General features: G+C 68.8%; 28 protein-coding genes. 10 read left to right on the top strand and 18 right to left on the bottom strand.

All coding sequences use genetic code 11. The features are described 5' to 3' along the window. Window positions 1–3 precede the first annotated feature (3 nt). The 7 genes from AB0M14_RS06725 to AB0M14_RS06755 all read right to left on the bottom strand — a co-directional run bounded on the left by AB0M14_RS06725 (window position 4) and on the right by AB0M14_RS06755 (window position 7,073). A complete protein-coding gene (locus tag AB0M14_RS06725; protein ID WP_364989602.1) occupies window positions 4–1,212 on the bottom strand; it encodes a hypothetical protein in 1,209 nt (402 codons plus the stop codon). Next, window positions 1,209–2,681: a serine/threonine-protein kinase gene (locus tag AB0M14_RS06730; protein ID WP_364989604.1), complete on the bottom strand. Its 1,473-nt coding sequence runs from the start codon at window positions 2,679–2,681 to the stop codon at window positions 1,209–1,211. The genes AB0M14_RS06725 and AB0M14_RS06730 overlap by 4 nt, the downstream gene beginning before the upstream one ends. A 91-nt stretch (window positions 2,682–2,772) precedes the next feature. Beyond that, window positions 2,773–3,714, bottom strand: coding sequence for a GTPase Era (gene era, locus AB0M14_RS06735; RefSeq protein ID WP_364989607.1), 942 nt, complete (start codon window positions 3,712–3,714; stop codon window positions 2,773–2,775). Next, window positions 3,707–4,060 carry a cytidine deaminase gene (locus AB0M14_RS06740; protein ID WP_364989610.1) on the bottom strand — a complete coding sequence of 118 codons (354 nt, stop codon included), beginning with the start codon at window positions 4,058–4,060 and terminating at the stop codon, window positions 3,707–3,709. The genes era and AB0M14_RS06740 overlap by 8 nt, the downstream gene beginning before the upstream one ends. Then, window positions 4,053–5,375 (bottom strand): hemolysin family protein, encoded by a 1,323-nt coding sequence (locus AB0M14_RS06745; RefSeq protein ID WP_364989612.1) that lies wholly within the window; start codon window positions 5,373–5,375, stop codon window positions 4,053–4,055. The genes AB0M14_RS06740 and AB0M14_RS06745 overlap by 8 nt, the downstream gene beginning before the upstream one ends. Beyond that, window positions 5,372–5,926: an rRNA maturation RNase YbeY gene (gene ybeY / locus AB0M14_RS06750; RefSeq protein ID WP_194819139.1), complete on the bottom strand. Its 555-nt coding sequence runs from the start codon at window positions 5,924–5,926 to the stop codon at window positions 5,372–5,374. Before ybeY ends, AB0M14_RS06745 begins: the two co-directional genes overlap by 4 nt. Window positions 5,927–6,011: 85 nt before the next feature. Continuing rightward, the gene (locus AB0M14_RS06755) at window positions 6,012–7,073 is read right to left on the bottom strand and encodes a PhoH family protein (RefSeq protein ID WP_364991360.1); all 1,062 of its coding nucleotides are present in this window, start codon (window positions 7,071–7,073) and stop codon (window positions 6,012–6,014) included. A gap of 268 nt (window positions 7,074–7,341) precedes the next feature. Here AB0M14_RS06755 and AB0M14_RS06760 point away from each other — a divergent pair, with 268 nt between their 5' ends. After that, entirely contained in the window at window positions 7,342–7,593 is a 252-nt protein-coding gene (locus AB0M14_RS06760; RefSeq protein ID WP_364989614.1) for a zinc-ribbon domain-containing protein, read from the top strand. Between the two features lie 73 nt (window positions 7,594–7,666). Here the strand turns inward: AB0M14_RS06760 and AB0M14_RS06765 are convergent, their stop codons facing one another. The 6 genes from AB0M14_RS06765 to AB0M14_RS06790 form a co-directional block, all read right to left on the bottom strand. Beyond that, window positions 7,667–8,407, bottom strand: coding sequence for a 16S rRNA (uracil(1498)-N(3))-methyltransferase (locus AB0M14_RS06765; RefSeq protein WP_364989616.1), 741 nt, complete (start codon window positions 8,405–8,407; stop codon window positions 7,667–7,669). Between the two features lie 4 nt (window positions 8,408–8,411). Then, a complete protein-coding gene (gene dnaJ, locus AB0M14_RS06770) occupies window positions 8,412–9,563 on the bottom strand; it encodes a molecular chaperone DnaJ (protein WP_364989618.1) in 1,152 nt (383 codons plus the stop codon). A 225-nt stretch (window positions 9,564–9,788) separates the two neighbouring features. Next, complete coding sequence (gene hrcA / locus AB0M14_RS06775) at window positions 9,789–10,820, bottom strand: heat-inducible transcriptional repressor HrcA (RefSeq protein WP_364989620.1); 1,032 nt, start codon at window positions 10,818–10,820, stop codon at window positions 9,789–9,791. A gap of 116 nt (window positions 10,821–10,936) precedes the next feature. Continuing rightward, window positions 10,937–11,152 (bottom strand): hypothetical protein, encoded by a 216-nt coding sequence (locus AB0M14_RS06780; RefSeq protein ID WP_364989623.1) that lies wholly within the window; start codon window positions 11,150–11,152, stop codon window positions 10,937–10,939. Between the two features lie 220 nt (window positions 11,153–11,372). Beyond that, complete coding sequence (hemW, locus tag AB0M14_RS06785) at window positions 11,373–12,533, bottom strand: radical SAM family heme chaperone HemW (protein ID WP_364991364.1); 1,161 nt, start codon at window positions 12,531–12,533, stop codon at window positions 11,373–11,375. Window positions 12,534–12,695: 162 nt separating this feature from the next. Then, the gene (locus AB0M14_RS06790; RefSeq protein ID WP_364989625.1) at window positions 12,696–13,118 is read right to left on the bottom strand and encodes an SgcJ/EcaC family oxidoreductase; all 423 of its coding nucleotides are present in this window, start codon (window positions 13,116–13,118) and stop codon (window positions 12,696–12,698) included. Window positions 13,119–13,281: 163 nt separating this feature from the next. On the opposite strand from AB0M14_RS06790, the gene AB0M14_RS06795 reads away from it, so the two are divergent. The 6 genes from AB0M14_RS06795 to AB0M14_RS06820 all read left to right on the top strand — a co-directional run bounded on the left by AB0M14_RS06795 (window position 13,282) and on the right by AB0M14_RS06820 (window position 18,931). After that, window positions 13,282–13,374, top strand: coding sequence for an Ms4527A family Cys-rich leader peptide (locus tag AB0M14_RS06795; RefSeq protein ID WP_364989628.1), 93 nt, complete (start codon window positions 13,282–13,284; stop codon window positions 13,372–13,374). A 126-nt stretch (window positions 13,375–13,500) separates the two neighbouring features. Continuing rightward, window positions 13,501–15,225, top strand: coding sequence for a nitrite/sulfite reductase (locus tag AB0M14_RS06800; protein WP_364989630.1), 1,725 nt, complete (start codon window positions 13,501–13,503; stop codon window positions 15,223–15,225). 22 nt (window positions 15,226–15,247) lie between these two features. Further along, window positions 15,248–15,967: a phosphoadenylyl-sulfate reductase gene (locus tag AB0M14_RS06805; RefSeq protein WP_364989631.1), complete on the top strand. Its 720-nt coding sequence runs from the start codon at window positions 15,248–15,250 to the stop codon at window positions 15,965–15,967. Beyond that, entirely contained in the window at window positions 15,946–16,893 is a 948-nt protein-coding gene (cysD, locus tag AB0M14_RS06810) for a sulfate adenylyltransferase subunit CysD (protein ID WP_364989634.1), read from the top strand. Before AB0M14_RS06805 ends, cysD begins: the two co-directional genes overlap by 22 nt. Beyond that, window positions 16,893–18,179 carry a GTP-binding protein gene (locus AB0M14_RS06815; RefSeq protein WP_364989636.1) on the top strand — a complete coding sequence of 429 codons (1,287 nt, stop codon included), beginning with the start codon at window positions 16,893–16,895 and terminating at the stop codon, window positions 18,177–18,179. The genes cysD and AB0M14_RS06815 overlap by 1 nt, the downstream gene beginning before the upstream one ends. Next, on the top strand, window positions 18,179–18,931 hold the full coding sequence (locus tag AB0M14_RS06820; protein ID WP_364989639.1) for a sirohydrochlorin chelatase: 753 nt from the start codon (window positions 18,179–18,181) through the stop codon (window positions 18,929–18,931). The genes AB0M14_RS06815 and AB0M14_RS06820 overlap by 1 nt, the downstream gene beginning before the upstream one ends. A 53-nt stretch (window positions 18,932–18,984) precedes the next feature. Here the strand turns inward: AB0M14_RS06820 and AB0M14_RS06825 are convergent, their stop codons facing one another. Continuing rightward, window positions 18,985–19,362 (bottom strand): hypothetical protein, encoded by a 378-nt coding sequence (locus AB0M14_RS06825; protein ID WP_364989641.1) that lies wholly within the window; start codon window positions 19,360–19,362, stop codon window positions 18,985–18,987. A gap of 30 nt (window positions 19,363–19,392) precedes the next feature. Continuing rightward, window positions 19,393–20,016, bottom strand: coding sequence for a TetR/AcrR family transcriptional regulator (locus AB0M14_RS06830; RefSeq protein ID WP_364989645.1), 624 nt, complete (start codon window positions 20,014–20,016; stop codon window positions 19,393–19,395). Window positions 20,017–20,120: 104 nt separating this feature from the next. On the opposite strand from AB0M14_RS06830, the gene AB0M14_RS06835 reads away from it, so the two are divergent. Both AB0M14_RS06835 and AB0M14_RS06840 read left to right on the top strand, forming a co-directional pair. After that, window positions 20,121–21,548, top strand: coding sequence for an MFS transporter (locus tag AB0M14_RS06835; RefSeq protein ID WP_364989647.1), 1,428 nt, complete (start codon window positions 20,121–20,123; stop codon window positions 21,546–21,548). A gap of 28 nt (window positions 21,549–21,576) precedes the next feature. Further along, window positions 21,577–22,266: an SGNH/GDSL hydrolase family protein gene (locus AB0M14_RS06840; protein ID WP_364989651.1), complete on the top strand. Its 690-nt coding sequence runs from the start codon at window positions 21,577–21,579 to the stop codon at window positions 22,264–22,266. A gap of 142 nt (window positions 22,267–22,408) precedes the next feature. Here the strand turns inward: AB0M14_RS06840 and AB0M14_RS06845 are convergent, their stop codons facing one another. Continuing rightward, on the bottom strand, window positions 22,409–22,849 hold the full coding sequence (locus AB0M14_RS06845; protein WP_364989654.1) for a hypothetical protein: 441 nt from the start codon (window positions 22,847–22,849) through the stop codon (window positions 22,409–22,411). A gap of 221 nt (window positions 22,850–23,070) precedes the next feature. After that, entirely contained in the window at window positions 23,071–24,024 is a 954-nt protein-coding gene (locus AB0M14_RS06850) for a WYL domain-containing protein (RefSeq protein ID WP_364989657.1), read from the bottom strand. Between the two features lie 96 nt (window positions 24,025–24,120). On the opposite strand from AB0M14_RS06850, the gene AB0M14_RS06855 reads away from it, so the two are divergent. Then, the gene (locus tag AB0M14_RS06855) at window positions 24,121–24,537 is read left to right on the top strand and encodes a VOC family protein (protein ID WP_364989661.1); all 417 of its coding nucleotides are present in this window, start codon (window positions 24,121–24,123) and stop codon (window positions 24,535–24,537) included. On the opposite strand, the gene AB0M14_RS06860 is transcribed toward AB0M14_RS06855, so the two are convergent. Then, window positions 24,534–25,334, bottom strand: coding sequence for a Cof-type HAD-IIB family hydrolase (locus AB0M14_RS06860; protein WP_364989664.1), 801 nt, complete (start codon window positions 25,332–25,334; stop codon window positions 24,534–24,536). The two genes, AB0M14_RS06855 and AB0M14_RS06860, sit on opposite strands and share 4 nt — an antisense overlap. Between the last annotated feature and the right edge of the window lie 264 nt (window positions 25,335–25,598).

The following is a 25,598-nucleotide window of genomic DNA, read 5'->3' on the forward strand; positions in this document are numbered from 1 at the left end:
TTCCTACTCGCTGTTCACCAGTAGCGCGTACTGCGCCGCGGCACGGTGCCGGACGTCGTCGTAATCCCGGCTGAAAACCGCGGCCATATAGCGGCCGTAGCGGAGCAAGCATTGGAACCTCGTATTCGAGGCGAGAGCCGCCGGGCGCTCGCGGCAATCGATGTCTACCAGCCCGGTCGGGACCGGAATCTTCGGCAGCTCGGAATCGTCGGCCGGCCGCAGCACCTTGGCGAAATGCTTACGCGCCGCGTCGGCGTCGGCGAACCGGACCAGGCGGTCGAAGCGGTTGAGCGCGAGCAGTTCGAAGCGTTGTTCGGCTGGGCCGGTGGACAGCACGGCGCCCTGCGGTCCGTACACCACCCCGCTCGCCTGCAACAGGCTGCCCCATCCGGCGTTGCTCCCGAGATCGCCGAGAATCACCTGCGGAAACGGCCACCGTCCCGGCGCCTCGGGCACCATCCGGCCCAGCATGGCATCACGGTCGAGGGCGAGTTCGGCGAACCGGCCCGCGGGCGTGGGCGTAAAAGACTTCAGCAGCGGTATCTGGGTATCGAAAGCCTTGGCGGCCAAGGTGGACAGTGCGGCCAGGTCCGGCGTCCGATCACCCGCGAGCACGCTGATCACGAATGATTCGTGCGCCACGGTGGCCGCCAGCGTCGGCACGGCGGGGCGCCAATGACCGCGGGCCGCCGGATGTCCGGCGATCGGCACCGCGATATTGTCCGGGCTGACCGCGAAGTCGACCGCATCGATCTCTTGCGCGGCCTGCTGCGCCGCCCCGCCATCGGGGAAACGCAGCACGATGATCTGCAACAGTCGAGCCGCCCCGATCGTCCCCCGGGCGCCGTCGGGGGAATCGGTGGCGCCCACCGTGTATCCGGCCAGCATCCCGTGCCGTTCCAGCACGGCGCGGGTCGGGTTGGCCAGCAAGCCGGACGCTTTGGCCGCTGTCGGCAGCGGAACCGCGCGCGGGCCGCCAAGCGGAACCCGCAGCGCCGGATCCACCGTCTCCGGAACCGCCATCGCCTCCGCCATCCGGACCGATTCGAGCACCCGGCCGTGATAGTCGCTCACCGCGACCGGCGCGATCATCGGATTCCGGCTGTACGGACCGACATCGAGAGCGGCCGGGTCCGGTCCGGGGACCGGGCGGCCCACCACGGTGCAGCCGCAGACCGCCAGCACCAGCGCAACGATCCACAGCACCTTCACAGCGGGGCCTCCGTCCACCAGCGCGACCGCAGTTCGGCGCCGGACGCGCCGCCGGTCACGACGATGTAGCAGAAGTTGCGATTCGGATCGTCGAAATACACCCGCAGATAGCCGGTGACGACCCGCTCATAACCCAGATAGACGCCCCAGTGCAGATTTCCGGCGCCCGAGGGACGCGTCCAGCTCTCATCGCCCTCCGCCCGATCGAAGATCGGCGGCGGCGCGATGGGCGAGCGGTCGGCGTTGCAGACCAGATCGACGGTGACCGCGGGCTCCCGGTTACCCAGGCAGTGCACTCGGCCGACCTCGACGAAGACATCGATCGGGAGTTCTCTGCGCTCCTCGTTCATCGGGCGGCAGCCATAGATTTCCTGATAGCCGATACCGAACTGGGACGCCGGCAGCAATTCCGGAAATGCCTGCGCGACATAGGTGTACGCACCCCAGGACACCGCATCCACGGCGGTCTGCGGGCCGACGGCGGTGGCGGTCGGGCCCCGCGGCACGGTCTGCTCCCGGCCCAGCGCCACCGCGGTGGTCACTCCGGTCAGCACGATCGCGAGCAGCGCGGCCCCGATCAGCAGGCGACGCCGGCCGGCGCGCGGACGTGGCGCCGGAGCAGCCGCTCCGAGCCGGACGGTCGACTCGGCCGCCGCCCGGGCCGCGGCGGCCAACGCGGCACAGCTGGCGAATCGGTCGTCCGGGCGTTTGGCCAGCGCGGTGGCGATCACGCCGTCGAAACCCGCTGCCGGCCCGGCATCGGACGGCTTGGGCGGTGTGTCGTGCAGGTGCGCGTAGACCATCGCGGCCGGGTTCTCCCGCGCGAACGGGACCGTCCCGGTGAGCAATTCGTAGAGCACACAGCCCAGGGCGTAGATGTCGGCGCGCTGATCGACCGGCCCGCCGCTGATCTGCTCCGGCGCGGCGTAGGCCAGGGTCGCCGTCAAGCCGGCGGCCAGCGTCGCCGTATCGTCGGCCGGCCGGGCAATGCCGAAATCGGTGACCAGCACCCGATCCTGGCGTCCGGACTGCTCCTCGACCAGGATGTTGGCCGGCTTCACATCCCGATGCAGCAAGCCCGCGCGATGGATCGCGTCCAGCCCCTTGGCGACCTCGGCGACGATCCGGAGTACCCGCTCGATCGGCATCCGGCCCGGGCCACGCCGGATCAGCCCGGCCAGATCGACGCCGTCGACGTACTGCATCGCGATCCACAACCGGCCGTCGTGCTGACCACGGTCGCGCACCGCCACCAGGTTCGGGTGATGCAGCCGCGCGGCCACTTCGGCCTCACGGAGGAACCGGGCGCGGAAAGCGGAATCCCCGGAACGCTCCTCGGCCAGGATCTTCAGCGCGTCCTTGCGCGGCAGCCGCGGATGCTGCGCGCGGAACACCGTCCCCATCCCACCCGTACCGAGGTGCGCTTCCAATCGATATCCGGCGAAGTCCATGCCTTCGGCGACAGCCACCCGCACTGTCCTCTCGTGCCCACAGCGCGCCGGGACCCTTCCGGCGCAGCAGGACTGACGGTACTGGATGTGCTGTACCGCGCGCGAGGGATCAGAAGCCGAGCTTGCGCAGCTGCTTCGGGTCGCGCTGCCAATCCTTGGCGACCTTCACGTGCAGGTGCAGATAGATGCGAGTGCCGAAGATGCTCTCGATCTGCTTGCGGGCGTTGGTGCCGACCTCCTTGAGCCGCGCGCCGCCCTTGCCGATGACAATGGCCTTCTGGCTGGGACGCTCGACGAAGAGATTGGCGTGCACGTCGAGGAGTTCCTTGAGCGGCTTGTCGCGCTCCGGGCCCTGCTCGTCCTCGTCGCGCTCGCGCGGCAGAATCTCCTCGATGACCACGGCCAGCGAGTGCGGGAGTTCGTCGCGCACGCCCTCCAGGGCGGCCTCGCGGATGAGCTCGGCCATGAGGGTTTCCTCCGGCTCGTCGGTCAGCTCGCCGTCCGGGTAGAAGGCCGGGCCCTCCGGCATTTTCGAGGCGATGACCTCGGCCAGCACATCGACCTGCTCGCCCTGGACCGCCGACACCGGCACCACGTCGGCGTTCTCGCCGAGCAGCTTGGACACCGCCATCAACTGTCCCGCGACCTCGTCGCGGGACACCTTGTCGATCTTGGTGACCACGCCCAGCAACGTGGTCCTGGGCGCCACCTGACGGATCTGATCGACGATCCAGCGGTCGCCCGGGCCGATCTTCTCGTCCGCCGGGATGCACACCGCGACGACGTCGACTTCCGAATAGGTGTCGCGCACAAGGTCGTTCAACCGCTGACCGAGCAGCGTGCGCGGCCGGTGCAGACCCGGGGTGTCGACCAGGATCAGCTGGAAGCCGGAGCGATGCACGATGCCGCGGATGGTGTGGCGGGTGGTCTGCGGGCGCGAGGAAGTGATCGCGATCTTCGCGCCGACCATGGCGTTGGTCAGCGTCGACTTGCCGGTGTTCGGCCGGCCCACGAAACAGACGAAACCGGAACGGAATTCCGCTTCAGCCATGGGTGACCTCGGCGGCGTCGTCGACGATCTCGAAGACCGCGCCGTCCTTGTCGGTGAACACGATCCGGGCCGTCGAGGACACCTCGCGCACCGCGGTGACCCCGCTGTCGGACAGTCGTCCGCCGACCACCACGGCCGCCTCGAAACCTTCCGCGCCACTGGAGATCGCGGCCGCGACGGCGGCCTGCAACGCGGTCAGCCGCAGGGCGGTCAGCCCGACCTCGCCGGCGGCGTAGGTGCGGCCGTCGGTGTCGCGCACCGCGGCGCCGCTCGCGCCGCCGGTGCGGGCGAGCGCACCACGAGCCAAGACCACCAGTTTGGTGTCCTCGTCGTCCAATTCAGTCATCGGCGTCTCCGTCCTCGTCATGTTGCGGCGCCTCGCCATCCGGCTCTGCGCCCCTGGAATTGCTTGGAGCCGAGCGCACCTCGACCGTGTGCACCCGCATCCGTCCTCGCCCGTCCGCGTGGCCCTCGCCACGCAACACCAGACCGTGCACCTCGACCTGGGAGCCCGGCAGCGGCACCCGGCCGAGTGCGTGCGCGAGCAGGCCACCGACGGTGTCGACGTCCTCTTCCTCGATCTCCAGCCCGTACAGCTCGGCCAGATCGTCCACCGAGAGCCGGGCCGAGACGCGAAAACGGCCGTCGCCCAAGTCTTCTACCGGAGGGGTCTCGTCGGTGTCGTATTCGTCGGCGATTTCCCCGACGATTTCCTCGAGCACGTCCTCGATGGTGACCAGGCCGGCGATGCCGCCGTATTCGTCGACCAGCAGCGCCATATGGTTGCGGCGGCGCTGCATTTCGTCGAGCAGGTCGTCCAGCGGCTTGGAGTCGGGCATGAACACCGCCGGGCGCATCACCTCGCCGACGTGCACCTGCCGGCTCCGATCCGCGTACGGAACAAGATCTTTCAGGTAGACGACGCCCTGGATGTCGTCGACGTTCTCGCCGATCACCGGGATCCGGGAGTGGCCGCTGCGCACGGCCAGCGACATCGCCTGGGCCGCGGTCTTGTCCCGTTCGATCCAGACCATCTCGGTGCGCGGCACCATCACCTCGCGCGCGGAGGTGTCGCCCAGTTCGAAGACCGACTGGATCATGCGGCGCTCGTCGTCGGCGACGACGCCGCGCTCGCTGGCCATTTCGACCACCTCGCGCAGCTCGATCTCGGAGGCGAAGGGGCCGTTGCGGAAACCCTTACCGGGTGTGAGGGCGTTGCCGAGCAGGATCAGCAGGCGGCTGACCGGGCCCAGGACCAGGCCGATGAACTGCAACGGCAGCGCCGCGGCCAGCGCCAGGCTGTAGGCGTGCTGGCGGCCCAGGGTGCGCGGGCCGACACCGATCACCACGTAGTCCACCAGCACCATCACGGCGGCGGTGATCAACAGCGCCCAGACCTGACTGATCATGCCGATCAGCGCCGAGGCGAGCAGCACGGTCGCGCCGATCTCGCACAGGATGCGCAGCAGCACCATCAGGTTCACGTAGCGCGCCCGGTCGTCCACGATGCGGCGCAACCGCATCGCGCCGGCGCGGTCGGCGCGCACCATGTCGTCCAGGCGAGCCGGGGAGATGGTGTTCAGCGCCGCGTCGATACCCGCGAACAACCCGCCCAGCGGGACGAGCAGCACCGCCAGGATGATCTGGGTCAGCGAACTCACGGAGCGCCTAGATCTTCACCCGGTGTGGTGAATCCGGCTTTGCCGAGCAGCTGCGCGTCGCGTTCAGCGAGCTCGGCCCGCACCCGCGCCTCGCGCAGGCTCTCGTACCACTCCTCGAGCAGCCGCGCCTGCAGCGCGAACATCTCTTTCTCTTCCTCGGGTTCGGCGTGGTCGTAGCCGAGCAGATGCAGCACGCCGTGCACGGTCAGCAGCGCCAGCTCGTGATCGAGCGAATGCCCCGCCTTGCGGGCCTGCGCGGCCGCGAACTCCGGGCACAGCACGATGTCGCCGAGCATCGAGGGCCCCGGCTCCGGACTGTCCGGCCGCCCGCCCGGCTCCAGCTCATCCATCGGGAACGACATCACATCCGTCGGCCCCGGCAGATCCATCCACCGCATATGCAGATCCGCCATGGTGTCGAGATCGACCAGCACCATCGACAGCTCCGCCGCCGGATGGACGTCCATCCGCCCGATCACAAACCGCGCGACACTGACCAGCTCTTCTTCGGGAACGTCGACACCCGACTCGTTGGCGATCTCAATGCTCACCTGAACAGGGTATTCGCTCGCCACCCGGCCGGCTCCCCCGGCTCGCGGCACACCCTGCCGGAGACCGCCGATCGGCCGGGTATCCCTAGCGCCGGTCGGTGCGGCCGGCGGCGCGGCGCTGCGCGCGGTTGCCCGGGTAGTGCTGGCCGACGGCGGGGCGGGTTTCGGCTTCGTGGCGGTCGTAGGCGTCGACGATGTCGGAGACCAGGCGGTGCCGGACGACGTCGCTGGAGGTGAGTTCGGCGAAGGCGATGTCGTCGATGTCGGTGAGGATCTCGCTGGCGGCGCGGAGGCCGGAGCGGGCGCCGCCAGGGAGGTCGACCTGGCTGATGTCGCCGGTGACAACCATTCGGGAACCGAAGCCGAGGCGGGTGAGGAACATCTTCATCTGCTCGGCGGTGGTGTTCTGCGCCTCGTCGAGAATGATGAAGGCGTCGTTGAGGCTACGGCCGCGCATGTAGGCCAGCGGTGCGACCTCGATGACCCCGGCGGCCATCAGCTTCGGAATGGCTTCCGGGTCCATCATGTCGTGCAGCGCGTCGTAGAGCGGGCGCAGGTACGGGTCGATCTTCTCGTTGAGGGTGCCGGGCAGGAAGCCCAGCCGCTCGCCGGCCTCGACCGCGGGGCGGGTGAGGATGATCCGGGTGACCTGCTTGGCCTGCAACGCCTGCACGGCCTTGGCCATCGCCAGATAGGTCTTGCCGGTGCCGGCGGGGCCGATGCCGAACACGATGGTGTTGGCGTCGATCATGTCGACGTAGCGCTTCTGGTTCAGTGTCTTGGGCCGGATGGTCTTGCCGCGCCGGGACAGAATGTCCAGGCTCAGCACCTCGGCCGGGGAATCCGAAGACCCCTCGGTGAGCATGGATACCGTGTGCCGCACCGCTTCCGGCGTCACCACCCGGTTGCGCCCGGTGAGCGCGATCAGCTGCTCGATGACCCGCTCGGCGAGGGCGACGTCGGCCGCCCGGCCGGTCAGCGTGACCGAGTTGCCGCGGACATGGATATCGGCATCGAGCAACCGCTCGAGCTCACGCAAATTCTGGTCGGCAGAACCAAGGAATGGGAACACGGATTCCGGCGCGAGGTCGATGCTGGCACGCACGGTACGAGCTGCGGGGCCCGAACCGTTGTCGTCGGCACCGATACCTGCGGTGGGGTTGGTTGGGTCGCCGATCTCGCCTTGTGTTCGCAAAAGTCGCTACAGCCTGCTTTCCGGTCTCGACAGCTGTTTCGTGTGAGCAAATTCTATCGCGGACCACCGACACGGCCCAGTGAATAAACCGCAACAGCGGCTGTCGAAAACCGTATGGCAGGCCGGGACCGGAGCCAGTAGGGTCTAGCCATCGAGCTCGATTTCACGGGGGTTTTCCTTGCTTATCTGGGGTTGGACGCGCAAAATTCACCAGCTGGCGATGCTGACGCTGGTCTGCGCCAATTGCCACAATCCGTCCGCGCACGCGCTGCGCAAGGCGGTCACCATGTTCACGCTGTTCTTCATTCCGATCATCCCGCTCAAGACCAGGCATTTCCTGGAGTGCACGTTCTGCGGCGCAGCCTTCGAAGTGCCCAAGGAGAACGTGCACGCGCTGATCGGCCAGGCCTACGGCGTGGACCAGCACGGCGCCGGGCAGGGACAACCGACACAACACACGGAACGGCGCTGACTGCGGCAGGTTCGCTACCGGCGAATCTCTGTGAGAACTACCAACGGTCGTCGCGCCGCGCCGGATCCCGGCGCTACCAGCGCGGGGTCAGTGCGCCCAGCGCGCCGAGCGCGACCGCCGCGGCGGTCGAGGTGCGCAGCACCGTGGGGCCGAGCAGCACCGGCTGGGCGCCGGCTTCGGTCAACGCGTCCAGCTCCGAATCGTCCAGTCCCCCTTCGGGTCCGACGATCAGAATCACCTCGGGCACGCCGTCGAAGGACAGCTCGGTGAAGCGGCCCGCGCCGGATTCGTGCAACGCGGCGACAACCGCGCCGTCCGCCTTCGCCTTGCGCACCAGCTCCACCAGCTCCCGGGTGCGGTGCAGCTCGGCGACTTCCGGGATATAGGGACGACGCGACTGCCGCGCGGCCGCCCGGGCCGCCGCCCGCCACTTCTCGACGGCCTTGGCCGCCTTGCCTTCCCACTTGCTGACGCAGCGCACCGCCTGCCACGGAATGATCGCGTCGGCGCCCGCCTCGGTCATCAATTCGACCGCCAGCTCGGAACGCTCCGACTTCGGCAGGGCCTGCACCACGGTCACCCGCGGCGTCACCGGCTCGGCCAGCCGCCGGGCCAGCACCCGCAGTTCCAGCCGATCCTTCTGCGCCGCGACCACTTCCGACTCGGCGACCACACCCTGCCCGTCGGACAGGGTGATCGGCTCGCCGGCCCGGATCCGGCGCACGGTCGCCGCGTGCCGGCCTTCCGGGCCGTCGAGCACCGCGATCGCACCCGGTTCCGGGATGTCGTCGAGATAGAAGACGGTGGCGGCCAACGCCTCAGCGCCCGCTGAACGACGCGCGCAGCCGGGCGAACAGGCCGCTGTTGTGCTCGGACTGCGCCGACATCACCTCGGCGCGATCGCGTTCCCGCATGCCCTTGTACTTGCGCAGCAGGTCGGTCTGCTTGCTGTCGAGCTTGGTCGGCACCACGATGTCCAGATGCGCCAGCAGATCACCGCGCGCACCCGAACGCAGCCGCGGCATGCCGTGGCCGCGCAGCACCGAAACCTCGCCGGGCTGCGTGCCCGCGGAGATGGTCAGTTCGACCGGGCCGTCGAGGATGGTGTCGATGACGACGGTGGTGCCCAGCGCCGCGTCGACCATCGGCACCCGGACGGTGCAGTGCAGGTCGTCGCCGTCGCGGACGAACACGTCGTGCGGCTGCTCCACGACCTCGACGTAGAGGTCGCCCGCGTGACCGCCGCCGGGGCCGACCTCACCCTGCGCGGCCAGCCGCACCCGCATGCCGTTGGCGACGCCGGCCGGAATCGGCGCGGCGACCTCGCGACGCGCGCGCACGCGGCCGTCGCCACCGCACTTGTGGCAGGGATCGGGGATGGTCTCGCCCGCGCCGCGGCAGGTCGGGCAGGGCCGCGAGGTCAGGACCTGGCCCAGGAACGAACGCTGCACGGACTGGACTTCGCCTGCGCCGCCACAGGTTTCGCAGCGCACCGGCTTGGAGTTGCCGTTGGTGCCGGAACCGGTGCAGATGTCGCACAGGATCGCGGTGTCGACAGTCAGATGCTTGGTCACGCCGACGGCGCATTCGGCCAGGCTGAGCCGGGTCCGGATGAGCGAATCCGCGCCCGGCTGCACCCGGCCGCGCGGCTTGCGCGCACCGCCGGAGGCACTCATGCCGCCGAAGAACGCCTCGAAGACATCGCCGAGCCCGCCGAAGCCGGCGCCCGCGAAGCCGCCGCCACCGCCGCCGGATTCCAGCGGATCCCCGCCCAGGTCGACGACGCGGCGCTTCTCCGGATCCGACAGCACCTCGTAGGCCGCCGAGACCTCTTTGAACTTGGCCTGCGCCGCCTCGTCGGGGTTGACGTCGGGATGCAGTTCACGCGCCAGCTTGCGATAGGCGCGCTTGATTTCCTGGTCGGTCGCGTTCTTCGCGACGCCGAGCAGTCCGTAGTAATCCCGTGCCACTTGTGTCTCTAGTCCTTGGTTCGCGTTCCCCGGTGCCTGTGTCCGCTCCAACCGAACGCCGGCGCCACCGGACATTAGTCGGATGCACTCAACTTTATCCGGCCGCGGGTTCGAAGGTGGAAGCGGCTGTGTTTACCCACCCCGTCGGCATCCGCCTCCTTGCCGACCCCGGGTGGGAAGCCGCAGCGTCCACCGAGGGTAGCAGCGGCCCCGCGTCGCTATTGATCAGCGTTCGGCGAGGACTTCGCCGATGTAGCGGGCGACGGCCGACACCGAGGCGATCGTTCCGGGGTAGTCCATCCGGGTCGGGCCGAGCACGCCCATGCCGCCGAGCACGGCGCCGGAGGTGCCGTAGGCGGTGGACACCACCGAGGTGGTGCGCATCTGCTCGACCTGGGTTTCCTCGCCGATGCGCACAGTCACGGTGCCGGGCTGCTGCGTCGCGGCCAGCAGCTTGAGGACGACGACCTGTTCCTCCAGCGCTTCCAGCACCTGGCGTAGCGAACCTGGCAGGCCGAAGTCGGCGGCATTGCGGGTGAGGTTGGCGGTACCGCCGAGCACGAGACGTTCCTCGGGATGTTCGACCAAGGTCTCGACCAGCACGGTCGACACCCGGATCAGGATGTCCCGCAGCTTCGGCGGGGCGAGCTCCGGGAGTTCGGCGACGGCCGCGGACGCCATCGCCAGGCGCTTGCCGTCCATCGCGTTGCCGAGCAGGCCGCGCAGGGCGGTCAGATCGTCGTCGTCGACGAGTGCGCCGAGTTCGACCAGGCGCTGATCGACGCGGCCGGTGTCGGTGATCACCACGAGCAGCAGGCGCGCCGGATTGAGCGCGACGACCTCGATGTGACGCACCGTCGACGCGGACACCGTCGGGTACTGGACGACGGCGACCTGCCTGGTCAGCTGGGCCAGCAGCCGCACGCCGCGGCGCAGGACGTCATCGAGATCGACGCCGGATTCCAGGAATTCCATGATGGCCCGGCGTTCGGCGCCCGACAGCGGCTTCACTTCGGAGATGCGGTCGACGAATTGGCGGTAACCCTTGTCGGTCGGGATGCGACCGGAACTGGTGTGCGGCTGAGTGATATAGCCTTCGGCCTCCAGCACCGCCATGTCATTGCGGACGGTCGCGCTGGAAACACCCAGATTGTGCCGTTCCACCAGGGTTTTCGACCCGATGGGCTCCTTCGTCGAGACATAGTCCGCGACGATCGCCCGCAGGACTTCGAAGCGCCGATCCTCGGTGCTCGACATAGCCCCACCTCCTCGCTGGCTCGTTGTCCAGTCTAATAACTCGTGTGCCGCCCCAGCATGGGCGGCACACGAGCATTCTGCGGAACTCGTCCTGCGATCTCCGGCGCGGGTGCGCGCTAGCTGGGTTCGAGGCTCTTGGCGTGCTTGCCGGCGAGGGCGTCCAGGCCGAGCATGGCCAGCAGGGACTGGCAGTCGTCGGCGTTCTGGGAATGGCTGGCGACGGTGCGCGCCGCGATGGCGCTCTGCCGGGCGGATTCCGCTTTCTCGGCGGCCCGCGCCTCGGCGAATTCGTTCTGCTCGTGGACCAGCGTGATGTGTCGTGCCTGTGGCATAGGACTCCTTGGGGTTGATCCGGAGCCTACGCGTATGCGTCCGGTGGCGATAGTAGAACGGGGGCCTATCAGGCAAGACCACGCAAACATGGGCACTCGGCGGTTGTGAGAACGCACAACGGGGCTGGACAAGATCCACGACGGAAATCTCGGCCGCGCCGGGCAATTGGCCAGCAGCCGACGCGGTCGTGGGCCGAGCTCCTGCGAAGGGTCGGTGCGTTCAGGTCAGCAAGTCACGTACGACGCCGTCGGCGAGCAGGCGGCCGCGTGCGGTCAGGATGAGGCGATTGCCGACGAGCTCGGCGAGACCGTCGGCGATGACGCGATCGGCGGCGGCGGACCCGGCGGGATCCAGGTCGCGCATCGGGAGGCCGGTCCGGAGCCGGACGGTCAGCATGACGCGCTCGGTGTAGCGCTCCTCGTCGGAGAGGGCTTCCCACCCTGCGGCGGGCAAGCCGCCGAGGGCGACACGATCGGCGTAGCGGGCCGGGTGCTTGACGTTCCACCAGCGGACGCCGCCGACATGGCTGTGCGCGCCGGGTCCCGCGCCGAGCCAGTCGCCGCCGTCCCAATAGCCGAGGTTGTGCCGGCAGCGGGCGGAATCGTTTGCCGCCCAATTGGATACCTCGTACCAGCTGAGACCGGCGGCGGCGAGACGGGAATCGATGCGTTCGTAGCGGGCGGCCAGGACGTCGTCGTCGGGGGCGGGGAGTTCGCCGCGGCGCACCTTGCGGGCCATGGCAGTGCCGTCTTCGACGATCAGCGAGTAGGCGGAGACATGGTCGACGCCCGCGTCGAGCACCGCGTCCAGGCTGGCGTCGAGGTCGGCGACGCGTTCGCCCGGGGTGCCGTAGATCAGGTCCAGGTTGACGTGGTCGAACCCGGCCGCGCGGGCTTCCTTCGCGGCGGCGACCGCACGGCCCGGGGTGTGGGTGCGATCGAGGATCTTCAGCACGTGCTGAGCCGCGGATTGCATACCCAGCGACACTCTGGTGAACCCGCCGATGCGCAACTGTTCGAAGAACTCGGGCGAGGTCGATTCGGGGTTCGACTCTGTGGTCACCTCCGCCCCGGCCGCCAGGGTGAACTCCGCGCGCACCGCGTCCAGCACACTCGTGAGACCCGCTCCGCCGAGCAGCGACGGCGTGCCGCCACCCACGAAAATCGTCTCGACGGCAGGGATATCGCTGGGCAGCGCATCGAATGCCGCCGCCGCCGTGCCCAACTCGCCGCGCAGCGCTTCCAGCCAGGACTGCGGCGACGCCGACGTACCCAGCTCACCAGCGGTATAGGTGTTGAAGTCGCAGTAGCCGCATCGGGTCGCGCAGAACGGCACATGAATGTAGATGCCGAAGGGCCCGCCCCCGAAGTCGCGCAGCACGGGCGCGGTCGCTTCGGCCCCCGCCGGGAAATCGGCAGTCGACGCGGTGGGTGGAGCGGCGGAGGAACTCACCACACCAGTGTGACCGTCGCTCCCGTCCGCACCCGCACCCACCTGAGTGTTCCACTTCACCCCGCCACCACCTGGTGCTCGGCCCTCGGCTCAGCCGGTGACGATCGGGGTGTTCTGGTTGGCGGTGAGGAGCCAGCGGCCGTTCTCCTTGGCCATGACGTAGAGGGGGGCGCCTTCGCCGATCAGGGTGCCGTCGGCGGCGAAGTAGCGCTGGTGCAGTTTGACGGCGGCTACGTCGGGGCGGATGAACATCGCGTATTCGAAGTCGTAGGTGGCGTGGCTGCCGTCCTTGGTGGCGCCGGGCAGGACCTGGGCGGTGAACTCGGCGATGGCGGCGCGGCCGAAGAGGCGTTTGCCGTGGCCGGTGGTCCAGATGGCGTCCTCGCGGAACAGCGCGATGAACTCGTCGACGAGTTCGTTGCGCTGGGCGTGGTCGACCGCGGCGATGACCTCGCGGATCGCGGCAAGTTCGGCTTCGGTGTCGGTGGGGGCGTAGGTCGACTCGGTACTCATGGGACGAGTTTTGAACCTCGAGCTAGCTCCAGGTCAAGGAGCGCGGCCCGATCTATGACGACTGTCACATCTGCGCTCGGTCATCCTGGGGATTTCCCGCAAATTCGGGGGAAATATCGGACGCGGGTCGGAACGCCCCGTTTGACGTGGCACAATAGTGCCCATGCGCGGATCTGGAGTACGACTGGTGGCACGTCGCCACGTCGACTTCAAGCGTGTCTGCAGCGCCTGTTGTCTGCCCGGTTCTCTCCGGTAGTAGAACGGCGCGCATTCCCGGGTCTTCCCCGGCTCTTCGAAATTCGCATCGGTTCGCTACCGCGGGCGCGAGTCAGCCCCTCGCGTCCTCCAGCCGATGTTCCCCACCCCAGCAGGAGCGACCCCCATGACGTCGACTACCGACGCCGCCCCCAGCGATCAGCCCAAGCCCGTTGCCCGGCGCGAGCGCACCGGAAAGCCGGTGCGCCGTAAGTCCGAGGGCCAGTGGGCGCTCGGGTACCGCGAGCCGCTGAACGCCAACGAGCAGTCCAAGAAGGACGACAACCCGCTCAACGTGCGCGCGCGGATCGAGAACATCTACTCGAAGCAGGGTTTCGAGTCGATCGACAAGGCCGATCTGCGGGGCCGCATGCGCTGGTGGGGTCTCTACACCCAGCGTGAGCAGGGCTACGACGGCACCTTCACCGGTGACGAGAACATCGACCTGCTCGAGGCCCCGTACTTCATGATGCGGGTGCGCTGCGACGCCGGCGCGCTGAACGTGAACCAGCTGCGTACCCTCGGCCAGATCTCCACCGAGTTCGGCCGCGACACCGCCGACCTGTCCGACCGCGAGAACGTCCAGTACCACTGGATCGAGATCGAGAACGTGCCGGAGATCTGGCGGCGGCTGGAAGAGGTCGGCCTGCACACCACCGAGGCGTGCGGCGACTGCCCGCGCGTGGTGCTCGGCTCGCCGCTGGCCGGTGAGTCGTTCGACGAGGTGCTGGATCCGACGCCCGCGATCGACGAGATCGTGCGCCGCTTCATCGGCGACAAGCAGTACTCGAACCTGCCGCGCAAGTTCAAGACCGCGATCTCCGGTCAGCAGGACGTGGTGCACGAGATCAACGACGTCGCCTTCATCGGCGTCGAGCATCCCGAGCACGGTCCCGGCCTCGATGTCTGGGTCGGCGGCGGCCTGTCCACCAACCCGATGCTGGCCCAGCGCCTGGGCGCGTGGGTGCCCCTGGACGAGGTGCCCGACGTCTGGGAGGCCGTAGTCGCGCTCTACCGCGACTACGGTTACCGGCGGCTGCGCACCAAGGCGCGGATCAAGTTCCTGGTCAAGGACTGGGGCATCGAGAAGTTCCGCGAGGTGCTGGAAACCGAGTACCTGAAGCGGAAGCTGATCGACGGCCCCGCGCCCGAGAAGCCGTCGCGGCCGATCGACCATATCGGCGTGCAGAAGCTGCGCAACGGGCTCAACGCCGTCGGCTTCTCCCCCATCGCCGGTCGCGTCTCGGGCACCATCCTGCAGCAGGTGGCCGACGCGGTGGAACGCATCGGCTCGGACCGGATCCGGTTCACCCCGTACCAGAAGCTGATCGTGCTCGACGTCGCCGACGACAAGGTCGAGGAGCTGATCGACGCGCTGCAACCGCTGGGCCTGCAGGCCCGCCCGTCGCACTGGCGGCGAAACCTGCTGGCGTGCAGCGGCATCGAGTTCTGCAAGCTGTCGTTCGTGGAGACGCGCAAGCGCTCCCAGGTGCTCGCGCCCGAGCTGGAGCAGCGGCTGGCCGACATCAACGCCGACCTGGACGTGCCGATCACCGTCAACATCAACGGCTGCCCGAACTCCTGCGGCCGGTCCCAGATCGCCGATATCGGCTTCAAGGGCCAGCTGGTGGACGACGGCGACGGGAATCAGGTGGAGGGCTTCCAGGTTCACCTCGGTGGCAGCCTCGGACTCGACAGCGCCTTCGGCCGCAAACTGCGCCAGCACAAGGTGACCAGCGAGGAGCTCGGCGACTACATCGAGCGGGTGGTGCGCAACTTCCTCAAGCACCGCGAAAACGGGGAACGGTTCGCGCAGTGGGCCGTTCGCGCCGACGAGGCTGACCTTCGGTGATCGGGTCGACGGGAGATCAACTATGACAACGAAACTCGCGGAGAAGCTGTCCGAGGACGAGCTGCGGGCCCTCGCCGAACAGGGCGCGGCCGAGCTGGGCCCGGACGCGTCGGCGGTGCAGCTGCTGGAGTGGACCGAGAAGACCTTCGGCGACAACTACATCGTCGCCTCGAACATGCAGGACGGCGTGCTGGTGCACCTGGCCGCGGAGATCCACTCCGGCGTGGACGTGCTGTTCCTGGACACCGGCTACCACTTCGCCGAGACCATCGGCACCCGGGACGCGGTGGAAGCCGTGTACGGGGTGAACGTGGTCAACGTGCGCCCGGAACACAGTGTGGCCGAACAGGATCAGCTGCTCGGCAAGGACCTGTTCGCCCGGGACGCCGCGGAATGCTGCCGCCTCCGGAAAGTGGTGCCGCTGAAGCGGTCGCTGTCCGGCTACAACGCCTGGGTGACCGGCATCCGCCGGGTGGAGGCCCCGACCCGGGCCAACGCGCCGCTGATCTCCTACGACGAAGCTTTCGGGCTGGTGAAGATCAACCCGATCGCACCGTGGTCCGACGACGAGATGCAGGACTACATCAACACCCACGGCATCCTCGTCAATCCCCTGGTGGAAGAGGGATATCCGTCCATCGGCTGCGCTCCGTGCACACGGAAGCCGGAGCCGGGATCCGATCCGCGAAGCGGCCGCTGGGCCGGCCTCGCCAAGACCGAATGCGGGTTGCATCAATCATGACCGAAACCATCAGCGAACGAGCCTTGGGCATCAGCGATTTCGACACGCTCGCCGCGTTGGAGTCCGAATCCATCCACATCTTCCGCGAGGTGGCCGGTGAGTTCGAGCGGCCGGTGATCCTGTTCTCCGGCGGCAAGGACTCCACGGTGCTGCTGCATCTGGCGTTGAAGGCCTTCTGGCCCGCGCCGCTGCCGTTCGCGCTGCTGCACGTGGACACCGGGCACAACCTGCCCGAGGTGCTGGAGTTCCGCGACAAGATCGTCGAGAAGTACGGCCTGCGCCTGCATGTCGCGAAGGTCGAGGACTACCTCGCCGATGGGCGGCTGACCGAACGCGCCGACGGTATCCGCAACCCGCTGCAGACCGTGCCGCTGCTGGACGCCATCACCGAGCACCGCTTCGACGCGGTGTTCGGCGGCGGCCGCCGCGACGAGGAGCGTTCCCGCGCGAAGGAGCGGATCTTCTCGCTGCGCAACGCCTTCGGGCAGTGGGATCCGAAGCGGCAGCGCCCCGAGCTGTGGAACCTGTACAACGGCAAGCACGCTCCCGGTGAGCATGTGCGGGTGTTCCCGCTGTCGAACTGGACCGAGCTCGATATCTGGCGCTACATCGCCCGCGAGGACATCGACCTGGCCAGCATCTACTACGCGCATCAGCGCCCGGTGTACCAGCGCGACGGCATGTGGATGACGCCCGGCGTGTGGGGCGGCCCGGCCGACGGTGAAGAGCTGCAAACCCTTTCGGTGCGCTACCGCACCGTCGGCGACGGTTCCACGACCGGCGCCATCCTGTCCGACGCCGGCGACAACGAGGCGATCCTCGCCGAGGTCGCCGCGTCCCGCTTGACCGAGCGCGGCGCGACCCGTGGTGACGACCGGGTATCCGAGGCCGCCATGGAAGATCGTAAGAGAGAGGGCTACTTCTGATGGCCGACCTATTGAGACTGGCCACCGCCGGTTCTGTCGACGACGGCAAGTCCACCTTGGTCGGGCGGCTGCTCTACGACACGAAATCGGTGCTGGCGGACCAGATCGACGCGGTCACCCGCGCCTCGGTCGACAAAGGTCTTGCCACGCCGGACCTTTCGCTGCTCGTCGACGGCCTGCGCGCGGAGCGCGAGCAGGGCATCACCATCGATGTCGCCTACCGCTACTTCGCCACGCCGCAGCGGTCTTTCGTGCTCGCCGATACGCCGGGGCACGTGCAGTACACCCGCAACACCGTGTCCGGCGCGTCCACCGCGCAGCTGGTGATCCTGCTGGTGGACGCTCGCAAGGGCGTCATCGAGCAGACCCGCCGGCATGCCGCGGTGCTGGCGCTGCTGGGCGTGCCGAAGCTGGTGCTGGCGGTCAACAAGATCGACCTGGTCGACGACCCGGAGACGGTGTTCACCGAGATCTCCGCCGAGTTCAACACCCTCACCAAGACGCTGGGCTGGGCGCCGGAGGACGTGGTGGAGATCCCGGTGTCGGCGCTGCACGGCGACAACATCGCCTCGCGTTCGGAGAACACCCCGTACTACACCGGTCCGTCGCTGATCGAGCACCTGGAGTCGGTGCCGGTCGACGCCGACAACACCGCGCTCGGACTGCGCTTCCCGGTGCAGTACGTGATCCGCCCGCGTACCGCCGACTACCCCGACTACCGCGGTTACGCGGGCCAGATAGCGGCCGGTTCGGTCTCCCCGGGCGACGAGATCGTGGTGCTGCCCAGCGGGATTCGCACCACCGTCGAGCGCATCGACACACCGGACGGCGAGCTCGCGGTCGCGCAGACCGGACGCAGCGTCACCCTGATCCTGGCCGACGAGGTCGACATCTCCCGCGGCGACATCATCGCCTCGGTCGCCGACGCGCCGGAACCGATCGACACCTTCGACGCCACCGTCTGCTGGCTCGGCGACAAGCCGCTGCGCCCCGGCGCCCGGCTGCTGCTCAAGCACGGCACCCGCACCACCCAGGCCATCGTCGGCGCGCTCGTGGAGCGCTTCGACGAACAGAACCTGGCCGCGGTGCCGAACCCGGAAGTGCTGGAACTCAACGACATCGGCCGCATCTCGGTGCGCGTCGCCGAGCCGATCGCGGCCGACGACTACCGTGCCAACCGGCACACCGGCAGCTTCCTGCTGATCGACCCCGCCGGCGGCAACACCCTGGGCGCGGGTCTCGTCGGCGACGTGCTGACCGCCGTCGAAGTCGGCGCGCCCGCCTGATGTTCGCTACCCCGCCGGCGTTGATCGCGGTTGCCCACGGCAGCCGCGATCCACGCTCGGCGGCCACCATGGCAGCGGTGGTCGCCGAGATCGCCGCCGCCCGTCCGGATCTCGACGTCCGCCTGGCCTTCCTCGACCTGAGCGCCCCTTCGGTCGAACAGGTCGTGGATGCCGTTGCGGCACAGGGTCATACGCACGCCGTGGTGGCGCCGCTGCTGCTGGGCAGCGCCTTCCACGCCCGCGTCGACCTGCCCGGACTGCTGGACGCTGCGCGGGCGCGTCATCCGCAGTTGCGACTCACCCAAGCCGACGTCCTCGGCCCCGACCCGCGGCTGATCGGCGCACTCCGCGACCGCGTCCTGGACGCCGCGCCGAACGCCCTGTCCCGCAACCTGGGCCGCCGCCTGGGTGTCGCGGTAGCCGCCGTCGGCTCCTCCTCGGCCGCCGCCAACGCCCGCACCGCCGACGTAGCCCGCCGCCTCGCCCTGCTGACCGGCTGGCACACCGAGATCTGCTTCGCCACCACCGAACCCACAGTGACCGCAGCGATTTCCCGCCTCCGCGCCCGCGGCGCCGACCAGGTGCTAGTAGCCCCTTGGTTCCTCGCACCGGGCCTGCTCACCGACCGTCTGGCCGCTGCCGCCCCAGAAGTGCTGCACGCCAACGTGATCGGCCCCCACAGCGCCCTCACCGACATCGCCTGGGACCGGTTCGACGCCGCCCGCAGCACCCCTCTCGCGCTGTCTGCCTGACACTCCCAGGCACTCCCTGCGTTTGGACGGTCAGTAAGTGATGGCTACGGAAGTCAGCTCTCGTCCCAGATGTTCACGAGCAGCCATTCGTCCTCGTCGCACGCGTCCGCGACCTCGGCTCTGTAGATGGTCTTTCCCGCCCACCCTTTGTCCACGATGTCGTCCAGCCCCACGACCCATCGCCGATTCTCATATGGCGGTCCATTGCGGACCACGGGGATTACCGCACCTGCCCGAGCGGTCAGCAAAGACGGGTAGCCGTCTCCGCCGAGATCGATCGCTGAGCCCGACGCCACAAGATCGTGGAGCCAACCGGTAGCGCCTGGACCGCCTTGCCAACAGGCAGCCAGCGCCCCGCTCGCCGAGGTTCGAGATGCCGGGCGCATGCGGTTGTCCGCCTGCCGGTGCAGGTAGATCATCCAGCCGATCACGAGACTCCTTGCGCCGCAGCGGTACTAGGGCTAACCAGCCAGCAGGCGATCGACGATGCGTTGCGCCATGGCCACTTTGGTTTCCTCGCCGAGCTGGCGGGCCGTGTTGGCGGCGCTGATGACGGCGTCGAGTTCGAAGGCGAGGACTTCGGCGTCGGCGCCGGGAAGGTCGCCTTGGTCCTGAGCTTTGCCGATTTCCTTGGTCAGGAAGGCGAGCCAGGCGTCGTGGTCGGCGGCGAGGGCGTCGCGGACCGGGCCGGGCTTGCTGTCGAATTCGGTGAGGGCGGCGGTGCGGAAGCAGCCGCCGGGGAAGACCGGCTCGGTGACGTGGGCGAACCAGCGGTCGACCAGGGCGCGGACCCGGGGCAGGCCGCGAGGTTCGCCCAGGCTCGGGGTGATGATCTGGGCGACGAACACCTCGCGGCCCGCTTTCACGGCGGCCAGTTGCAGGGATTCCTTGCTGCCGAAGAGGGTGGCGATGCCGCTCTTGCTGATGCCGAGGTCGGTGGCGAGGCGGCCGATGCTGACGCCGTTCAAACCTTCGACAGAGGCGACGTCGGCGGCGTGGCGGGCGATCGAGGCCCGTGAGCGCGCTCCCTTGGCCAGGCGCTGATCGGAGCTCGGGGACGCTTCGGCGCTGGTGGGATCGCTCATGTTCACCATTCTTACACCGAAGTCTTGCCAAGACGAACGGTCGGTCGTACTTTTATTGGACGAACGATCGTACTTTTTGTTTGCGACTTCTCGAAGGATCTCCCATGACCGAAGTGTCCGCGCGGCCGGGCAGTCCGCCGGCCGCGAAAGCCGCCGGCCCTACGCTGCTGATCGCCTGCGGCGCCGCCTTCATCGCCTTTCTCGACCTGTCGGTGGTCAATATCGCCTTCCCCTCCCTCGCCCGCGACTACCCGGGCACCGCGACCACCACGCTGACCTGGGTGGTCAGCGGATACGCGGTCGCCTTCGCCGCATTCCTCACGCCCGCGGGACGTTTCGCCGACGCCCTGGGCCGGCGGCGGATGTTCCTGCTCGCGCTCGGCGGCTTCGCGCTGACCTCCCTGCTGTGCGGGCTCGCGCCCACCGCGGGCTGGCTGATCGCCGGACGCCTGCTGCAAGGCGTGACCGCCGCGCTCATGGTGCCGTCCGCGCTCGGCCTGGTGCTCAGCGTCACGCCGCGCGAGAAGATCGGCGCCGCGATCGGCGCCTGGTCCGCCGCAGGCGGTTTCGCCGCGGTGGTCGGCCCGGCCCTCGGCGGCGGCTTGGTCGAGGCGTTCAGCTGGCGCGCGGTCTTCGTGATCAATGTGCCGGTGGCCCTGGTCCTGATCCTCGCAGTACTACGAATCTCGGTGCCGGATACCAGAACTCCCGGTAGCGCGCTACCGGACCCCCTGGGCACCGCCGCGGTCGCGATCGGGCTCGGCGGGCTGGTCGCCGGAGTGACCGAGGGACAACGCTGGGGGTGGGCCGATCCGGCCACCCTGGCCTGCCTCGGCGTGGGCCTGCTGCTGTTGCTCGCGGCGCTGATTCGCTCACGCGCACACCACAATCCGGCGATCGCGGTCGACCTGTGGCGCAGCCGGCCCTACGCGCTGGCGAACGCGGGCTCATTCGTGTTCGGCGCGGCCATGTTCGCCTGGCTGCTGGCGGGACCGCTGTTCCTGGACGCGATCTGGGGCTATTCGGTGCTCGCTTCGGCCGGCGCGCTGACCGTCGGCGCGGTCGCGGCGATGGTCACCGCGACCGTCGCGGGCCGGATCACCACACCCGGCGGGCGACGCTGGGCCGGGGTGCTCGGCGCGGTGCTGTTCATCGCCACCGTGGCCTGGATGAGCACCGACGCGTTCGGGCCGGAGCCCGCGCTGTGGTCGGCCTGGATCCCGGCGGGCATTCTCGGCGGCGGCGGGCTCGGGATCGTAGTCACCGTGCTCGGCACGGCGGCCGCGAGTTCCCTTCCACCGCAGCAGTTCGCGGCCGGCATCGGCATGAACCTGACCGCCCGGCAGGTGGGCGGCGCGCTCGGGGTCGCGCTGCTGGCGGCGATCTTCGCGGCCAACCCCGATCAGCCGCTCACCGCGTTCCACACCCTGTTCGCCCTGTGTGCGGGCATCACCGTGCTGGCCGCGGGCGTACTCGCCCTACCGGCGCACCCGGCGGCAGCGGCCGGCACCGCACCCGCGGCGACGCAGTGACCAACCTCAACAGCAAGGAAATCTCCTGATGCAGAACGTAATTCGCTCCGAAGCCGACGATCCCCTGGTATTGCCCGCCGCCGCGGCCCGGCAACGGCTGGCCGGAGCGCCCTGGCAGCGCTTCGCCGTCCTCGGCGATTCCATCGCCCAAGGCGTCGGCGATCCGAGCCCCGGGTACGAACCGAAGGGCTGGGCCGATCGTCTCGCCGCCGTGCTCACCGAGGTCAATCCCGCGCTGGCGTACCTGAATACCGGCAAGATCGGCGCGACCAGTGCGCAGGTGCTGACCGGACAACTCCAGCGGGTCCTGGATTTCCGGCCGGATCTGGTACATCTGACCTGCGGCGGCAATGATCTGTTCCTGCCCGGCGGGAACATCGCGGACCTGCGAGCGAATCTCGACACGATGTTCGCGGCGCTGACCGAAACCGGCGCGCAGGTGACCACCTTCACCGTCTCGGATGTATGGGAGGTCGAGCGGATGGCGCCGATGCGGCCCATGCGGGAGCGGATGGCGCAGCTCAACACCATCCTGCGCGAGGTCGCGGCACGCTATGACGTGCTGCTCGTGGAGTTCTGGGAGCACCCGCTGCGGCTGCGCGAGGACTTGATGAGCGCCGATCTGATCCACTTCAGCACCAGCGGGCACGCCGTGGTCGCCACGGAAATGGTGCGCGCGCTGGGCGAGCGGATCCCGGCGGCCAGCTCGCCGCATTGAGGCCACGCCGGGTCGCGGCCGGGATTCCCGAACCGGTCGCGGCCCGGTGTGCTCCGGTGACTGTGCAGAGTCCCGGAACGACGCTGGGCCGCGTCCAGGCGATCAGCCCGGACGCGGCCCAGTGTGTGTTACGAGCCCTGGATCAGGGCAGCACCTGCGGGATGACCTGCGGCGCGACCGCGCCGACGATCAGGCCGATGACCGCACCGGTGATCGCGCCGTTGACCGCGGCCGGCAGGCAGCCGATGATCAGGGCGGGCAGGCCCAGGACGCAGCCGGCGATGGCGCCGACCAGCGCGCCCGCGGCCACACCGTTGGCCAGCGGGTCCGGGTTCTGCGCCTCCGGGTTGGTGGCGATGTCCTGCAGTTCCACCTCGGCGGCCGGTGCTACCGCGGCCTGGATGACGGGCGCGCTCGGCGCAACCGCGACCGGCTCGGCGACCAGCTGCACGACCGGCGCCGGCGCGGGGGCGACCTGACCCGGGTCAGCCTGCGCGACGCCGGCGAAGGTGGCGGCCACGGCCAGCGGCAGCAAGCCCGCGATCACCTTGCGGCCGGCGTTGTTGAAAGTCCGACGGACCATATGGATTCCTATCTCCCCTATCCCTGACGGGATCGTCCGGATCCGATGATCCGGAGAGATCCATTGATATCGGAGGGGCGACAACAAGATCAAAATGGGTGTTGTACATCACGTTTGAACCGGATCGGCATCGCACACGTTTTCGGTCACGGAGCTGGCCGTGGAGGCCGGCCGGAGCGTGCGGGCGCCGCGCGTACGGTTTTCGGATTGAGATCCTCGATTTACCTGCTTCGATCTGAGCCGTACTGCCGCACGAGCGCGCTGCCCAGTAGCGCCAATTCGGCGCGAACCGACGCCGGATCGAGTACCTCGACGTCCGACCCCCAGCCCGCGAGCTGCCGGGCGACCATATTCGGCGTCGGCGCGGATATTCGCACTTGAACGCGGCCGTCCGCAACCGGGCCGTCCACTTCGCAATGCCTGCCCTGCTGATTACGCAAGACCGGGAGCAGTTCCGCGGACACGAGCACGGTGGCGGAGACGGCCGCGCGACGCTGCTCCATCTCCCCCACTACTTCGTCCCAGGCGGTGGAAAGGTCGAAATCCGCAGGGCGATCCGCGGTTTCGCCGGTCAGCACCGCGTCCAGGATACGGTCGACCCGAAAAGTTCGCTTGCCCTTGTCAGTTCCGGCGATGAGGTACCAGGTGGCGTCCTTGTCGACCAAGCCCCACGGGTCGACGAGCCGCCGCGTCCGTTTCCCCGCCCGCTCATAATCCATTCGCACCCTGCGCCTTTCGACGACTGCGCGTTGCAGCAGTGTCACCATGCCGGGGCGGGTCTTGTCGTGCTGACCCCAGCGCGCGGGGTCGATCACCACCGCGTCGGCCGCCGCCTGCGCGTCCGCCCGGAAGGTGTGCGGCAGGGCGCGCACCAGCTTCCGCAAGGCCGACTTCACCTCCGGCTCCCCACCCGTCGAAGAACCGGCCAGCAGGAACAACGCCTGGGCCTCCGGTGCGGTCAGCCCCGTCAGATCGGTACGGGCTCCGCCGACCAGCTGCCAGCCGCCGCCCCGGCCCGGCTGCGGATAGACCGGGACACCCGCGGCCGACAGCGCTTCCAGGTCGCGGCGCGCGGTCGCCACCGAGATCTCCAGTTCGCCGGCGAGCTCCGCGGCCGTCACCCGGCCCCGGGTTTGCATCAACAACAGGGTCGCCACCAACCGGTCCGCTCGCATAGGAAAATTCTTCCATTAAAAGTGCTCATTCGGTGCGCACTTTAGGCGCGATGCTTAAAGCACAACCTGATCGAAGCACGCACCGAGGAGACAGACATGCTGCGCGGAATGGCCACCACCACCTACTTCGCCGACGACCTGGAAGCTGCCAAGGACTGGTACGCCGAGTTCCTCGGCGTCCAGCCGTACTTCCATGTGCCCAACGGCTACTACGAGTTCCGCATCGGCGACTACCAGCACGAACTCGGTATCATCAACCGCGCCTACGCACCCGCCGGAGCACGCAACGAGGCCGGCGCGGGCGGGGTCGTGCACTGGCACGTCGACGATCTCGAAGCCACCCTCGCGCGCCTGCTCGAACTGGGCGCCAAGGAATATGAGCCGATCACGCCGCGCGGCAACGCGGATTCGGGGTTCGTCACCGCCTCGGTCATCGACCCGTTCGGCAACCTGCTCACCATCATGACCAATCCGCACTACCTGGCGGTGCTGGCCGAGACCGGCAAGCGCTAGGCCCGGTACCAGCGTTCGAGTACCTTCGCGACCCCGTCGTCGGCGACGTCATCGGTGACTTCGTCGGCGAGGTCGCGGATCTCGTTCACGGCATTGCCCATCGCCACCGAATGCCCGGCCCAGGCCAGCATTTCGCGATCGTTGTGGCCGTCGCCGATGGCCAGGGTGCGGTTGTGCGGGATGCCCAGCGCGGCCCGGAGTCGTTCCAGCGCCCAGCCTTTCGTGACACCGCGGCGCGATACCGTCAGCCAGGGGCCGAATTCGCCGTGCACCCAGCTGGCTTCGGGCACATGCAGCTTCCGCAGCAGCCGCAGCATCTCCTCCTGCGACCCGGACGGCCACCAGCCGTTCAGGCGCGGGGTGGGTTCGCTGCTCAGTTCGCCGTGGTCGACGAGCAGGTATTCGCCGATGGAGAATTCGCCCGGACTGGAGCCGGTGGCCCAGGTGCCGATGCCGACCTTCTCCACGGCGAAGATCATCTCCGGGAACAGCGCGCGCAAGGCGCGGACCGCGGGCGCCGGATCGAAGGTCTGCACCGCGACCGGCTCGTCCTTGGCCACGTCGATGTGCACCGCGCCGTTCGAGCACAGCGCATGCCCGTCGACCAGGCCGAGTTCGGCCAGCACCGGACGCGTCGTGAGCAAGGTGCGTCCGGTCGTCACGACCACGTGCACGCCCGCGGCCACCGCCGCGCGCACCGCCTCGACCACCCGCTCACTGATCGCCGACCCGGTTTCCAGCAATGTGCCGTCCACATCCAGCGCCACCAGCTGCGGACCGCCCCCGAGTGCTACCACCAGCCCATTGTGCATCGGCGCTCACGGCCGCGTCACCCATCTGATTTCGGCTGCGCCCGTTGTCGCTACGCGACACCCCCACCACAACTGGAGCCGCCCGATCCAGCCGCGCGCTACGCATCGCTACCGCCGCCGTCACAGTCGAAGCCGCTCGAGGCGACCGAGCGTGCCCTACCGCTAGCGCCGCGGCCACAGCTGGATCCACCGATGCAGCCGCACCCCGCCACTTGCCGCTAGCGCAGCCCCACGACTGAATCCACCGAC

The sequence above is a fragment of the Nocardia sp. NPDC051832 genome (assembly GCF_040681285.1).
Taxonomy (GTDB): Bacteria; Actinomycetota; Actinomycetes; order Mycobacteriales; family Mycobacteriaceae; genus Nocardia.

Excerpts from the sequence above, each read along its gene's own strand:
- AB0M14_RS06805 (WP_364989631.1), top strand. The coding sequence starts at position 15,248 with ATGACAACGAAACTCGCGGAGAAGCTGTCCGAGGACGAGCTGCGGGCC.
- AB0M14_RS06855 (WP_364989661.1), top strand. The coding sequence starts at position 24,121 with ATGCTGCGCGGAATGGCCACCACCACCTACTTCGCCGACGACCTGGAA.
- AB0M14_RS06795 (WP_364989628.1), top strand. The coding sequence starts at position 13,282 with ATGCGCGGATCTGGAGTACGACTGGTGGCACGTCGCCACGTCGACTTC.
- era (WP_364989607.1), bottom strand. The coding sequence starts at position 3,714 with ATGGCTGAAGCGGAATTCCGTTCCGGTTTCGTCTGTTTCGTGGGCCGG.
- AB0M14_RS06760 (WP_364989614.1), top strand. The coding sequence starts at position 7,342 with ATGCTGACGCTGGTCTGCGCCAATTGCCACAATCCGTCCGCGCACGCG.
- AB0M14_RS06780 (WP_364989623.1), bottom strand. The coding sequence starts at position 11,152 with ATGCCACAGGCACGACACATCACGCTGGTCCACGAGCAGAACGAATTC.
- AB0M14_RS06790 (WP_364989625.1), bottom strand. The coding sequence starts at position 13,118 with ATGAGTACCGAGTCGACCTACGCCCCCACCGACACCGAAGCCGAACTT.
- AB0M14_RS06835 (WP_364989647.1), top strand. The coding sequence starts at position 20,121 with ATGACCGAAGTGTCCGCGCGGCCGGGCAGTCCGCCGGCCGCGAAAGCC.
- AB0M14_RS06820 (WP_364989639.1), top strand. The coding sequence starts at position 18,179 with ATGTTCGCTACCCCGCCGGCGTTGATCGCGGTTGCCCACGGCAGCCGC.
- AB0M14_RS06845 (WP_364989654.1), bottom strand. The coding sequence starts at position 22,849 with ATGGTCCGTCGGACTTTCAACAACGCCGGCCGCAAGGTGATCGCGGGC.
- AB0M14_RS06830 (WP_364989645.1), bottom strand. The coding sequence starts at position 20,016 with ATGAGCGATCCCACCAGCGCCGAAGCGTCCCCGAGCTCCGATCAGCGC.
- AB0M14_RS06840 (WP_364989651.1), top strand. The coding sequence starts at position 21,577 with ATGCAGAACGTAATTCGCTCCGAAGCCGACGATCCCCTGGTATTGCCC.
- AB0M14_RS06850 (WP_364989657.1), bottom strand. The coding sequence starts at position 24,024 with ATGCGAGCGGACCGGTTGGTGGCGACCCTGTTGTTGATGCAAACCCGG.
- AB0M14_RS06800 (WP_364989630.1), top strand. The coding sequence starts at position 13,501 with ATGACGTCGACTACCGACGCCGCCCCCAGCGATCAGCCCAAGCCCGTT.
- hrcA (WP_364989620.1), bottom strand. The coding sequence starts at position 10,820 with ATGTCGAGCACCGAGGATCGGCGCTTCGAAGTCCTGCGGGCGATCGTC.
- AB0M14_RS06740 (WP_364989610.1), bottom strand. The coding sequence starts at position 4,060 with ATGACTGAATTGGACGACGAGGACACCAAACTGGTGGTCTTGGCTCGT.
- AB0M14_RS06815 (WP_364989636.1), top strand. The coding sequence starts at position 16,893 with ATGGCCGACCTATTGAGACTGGCCACCGCCGGTTCTGTCGACGACGGC.
- cysD (WP_364989634.1), top strand. The coding sequence starts at position 15,946 with ATGCGGGTTGCATCAATCATGACCGAAACCATCAGCGAACGAGCCTTG.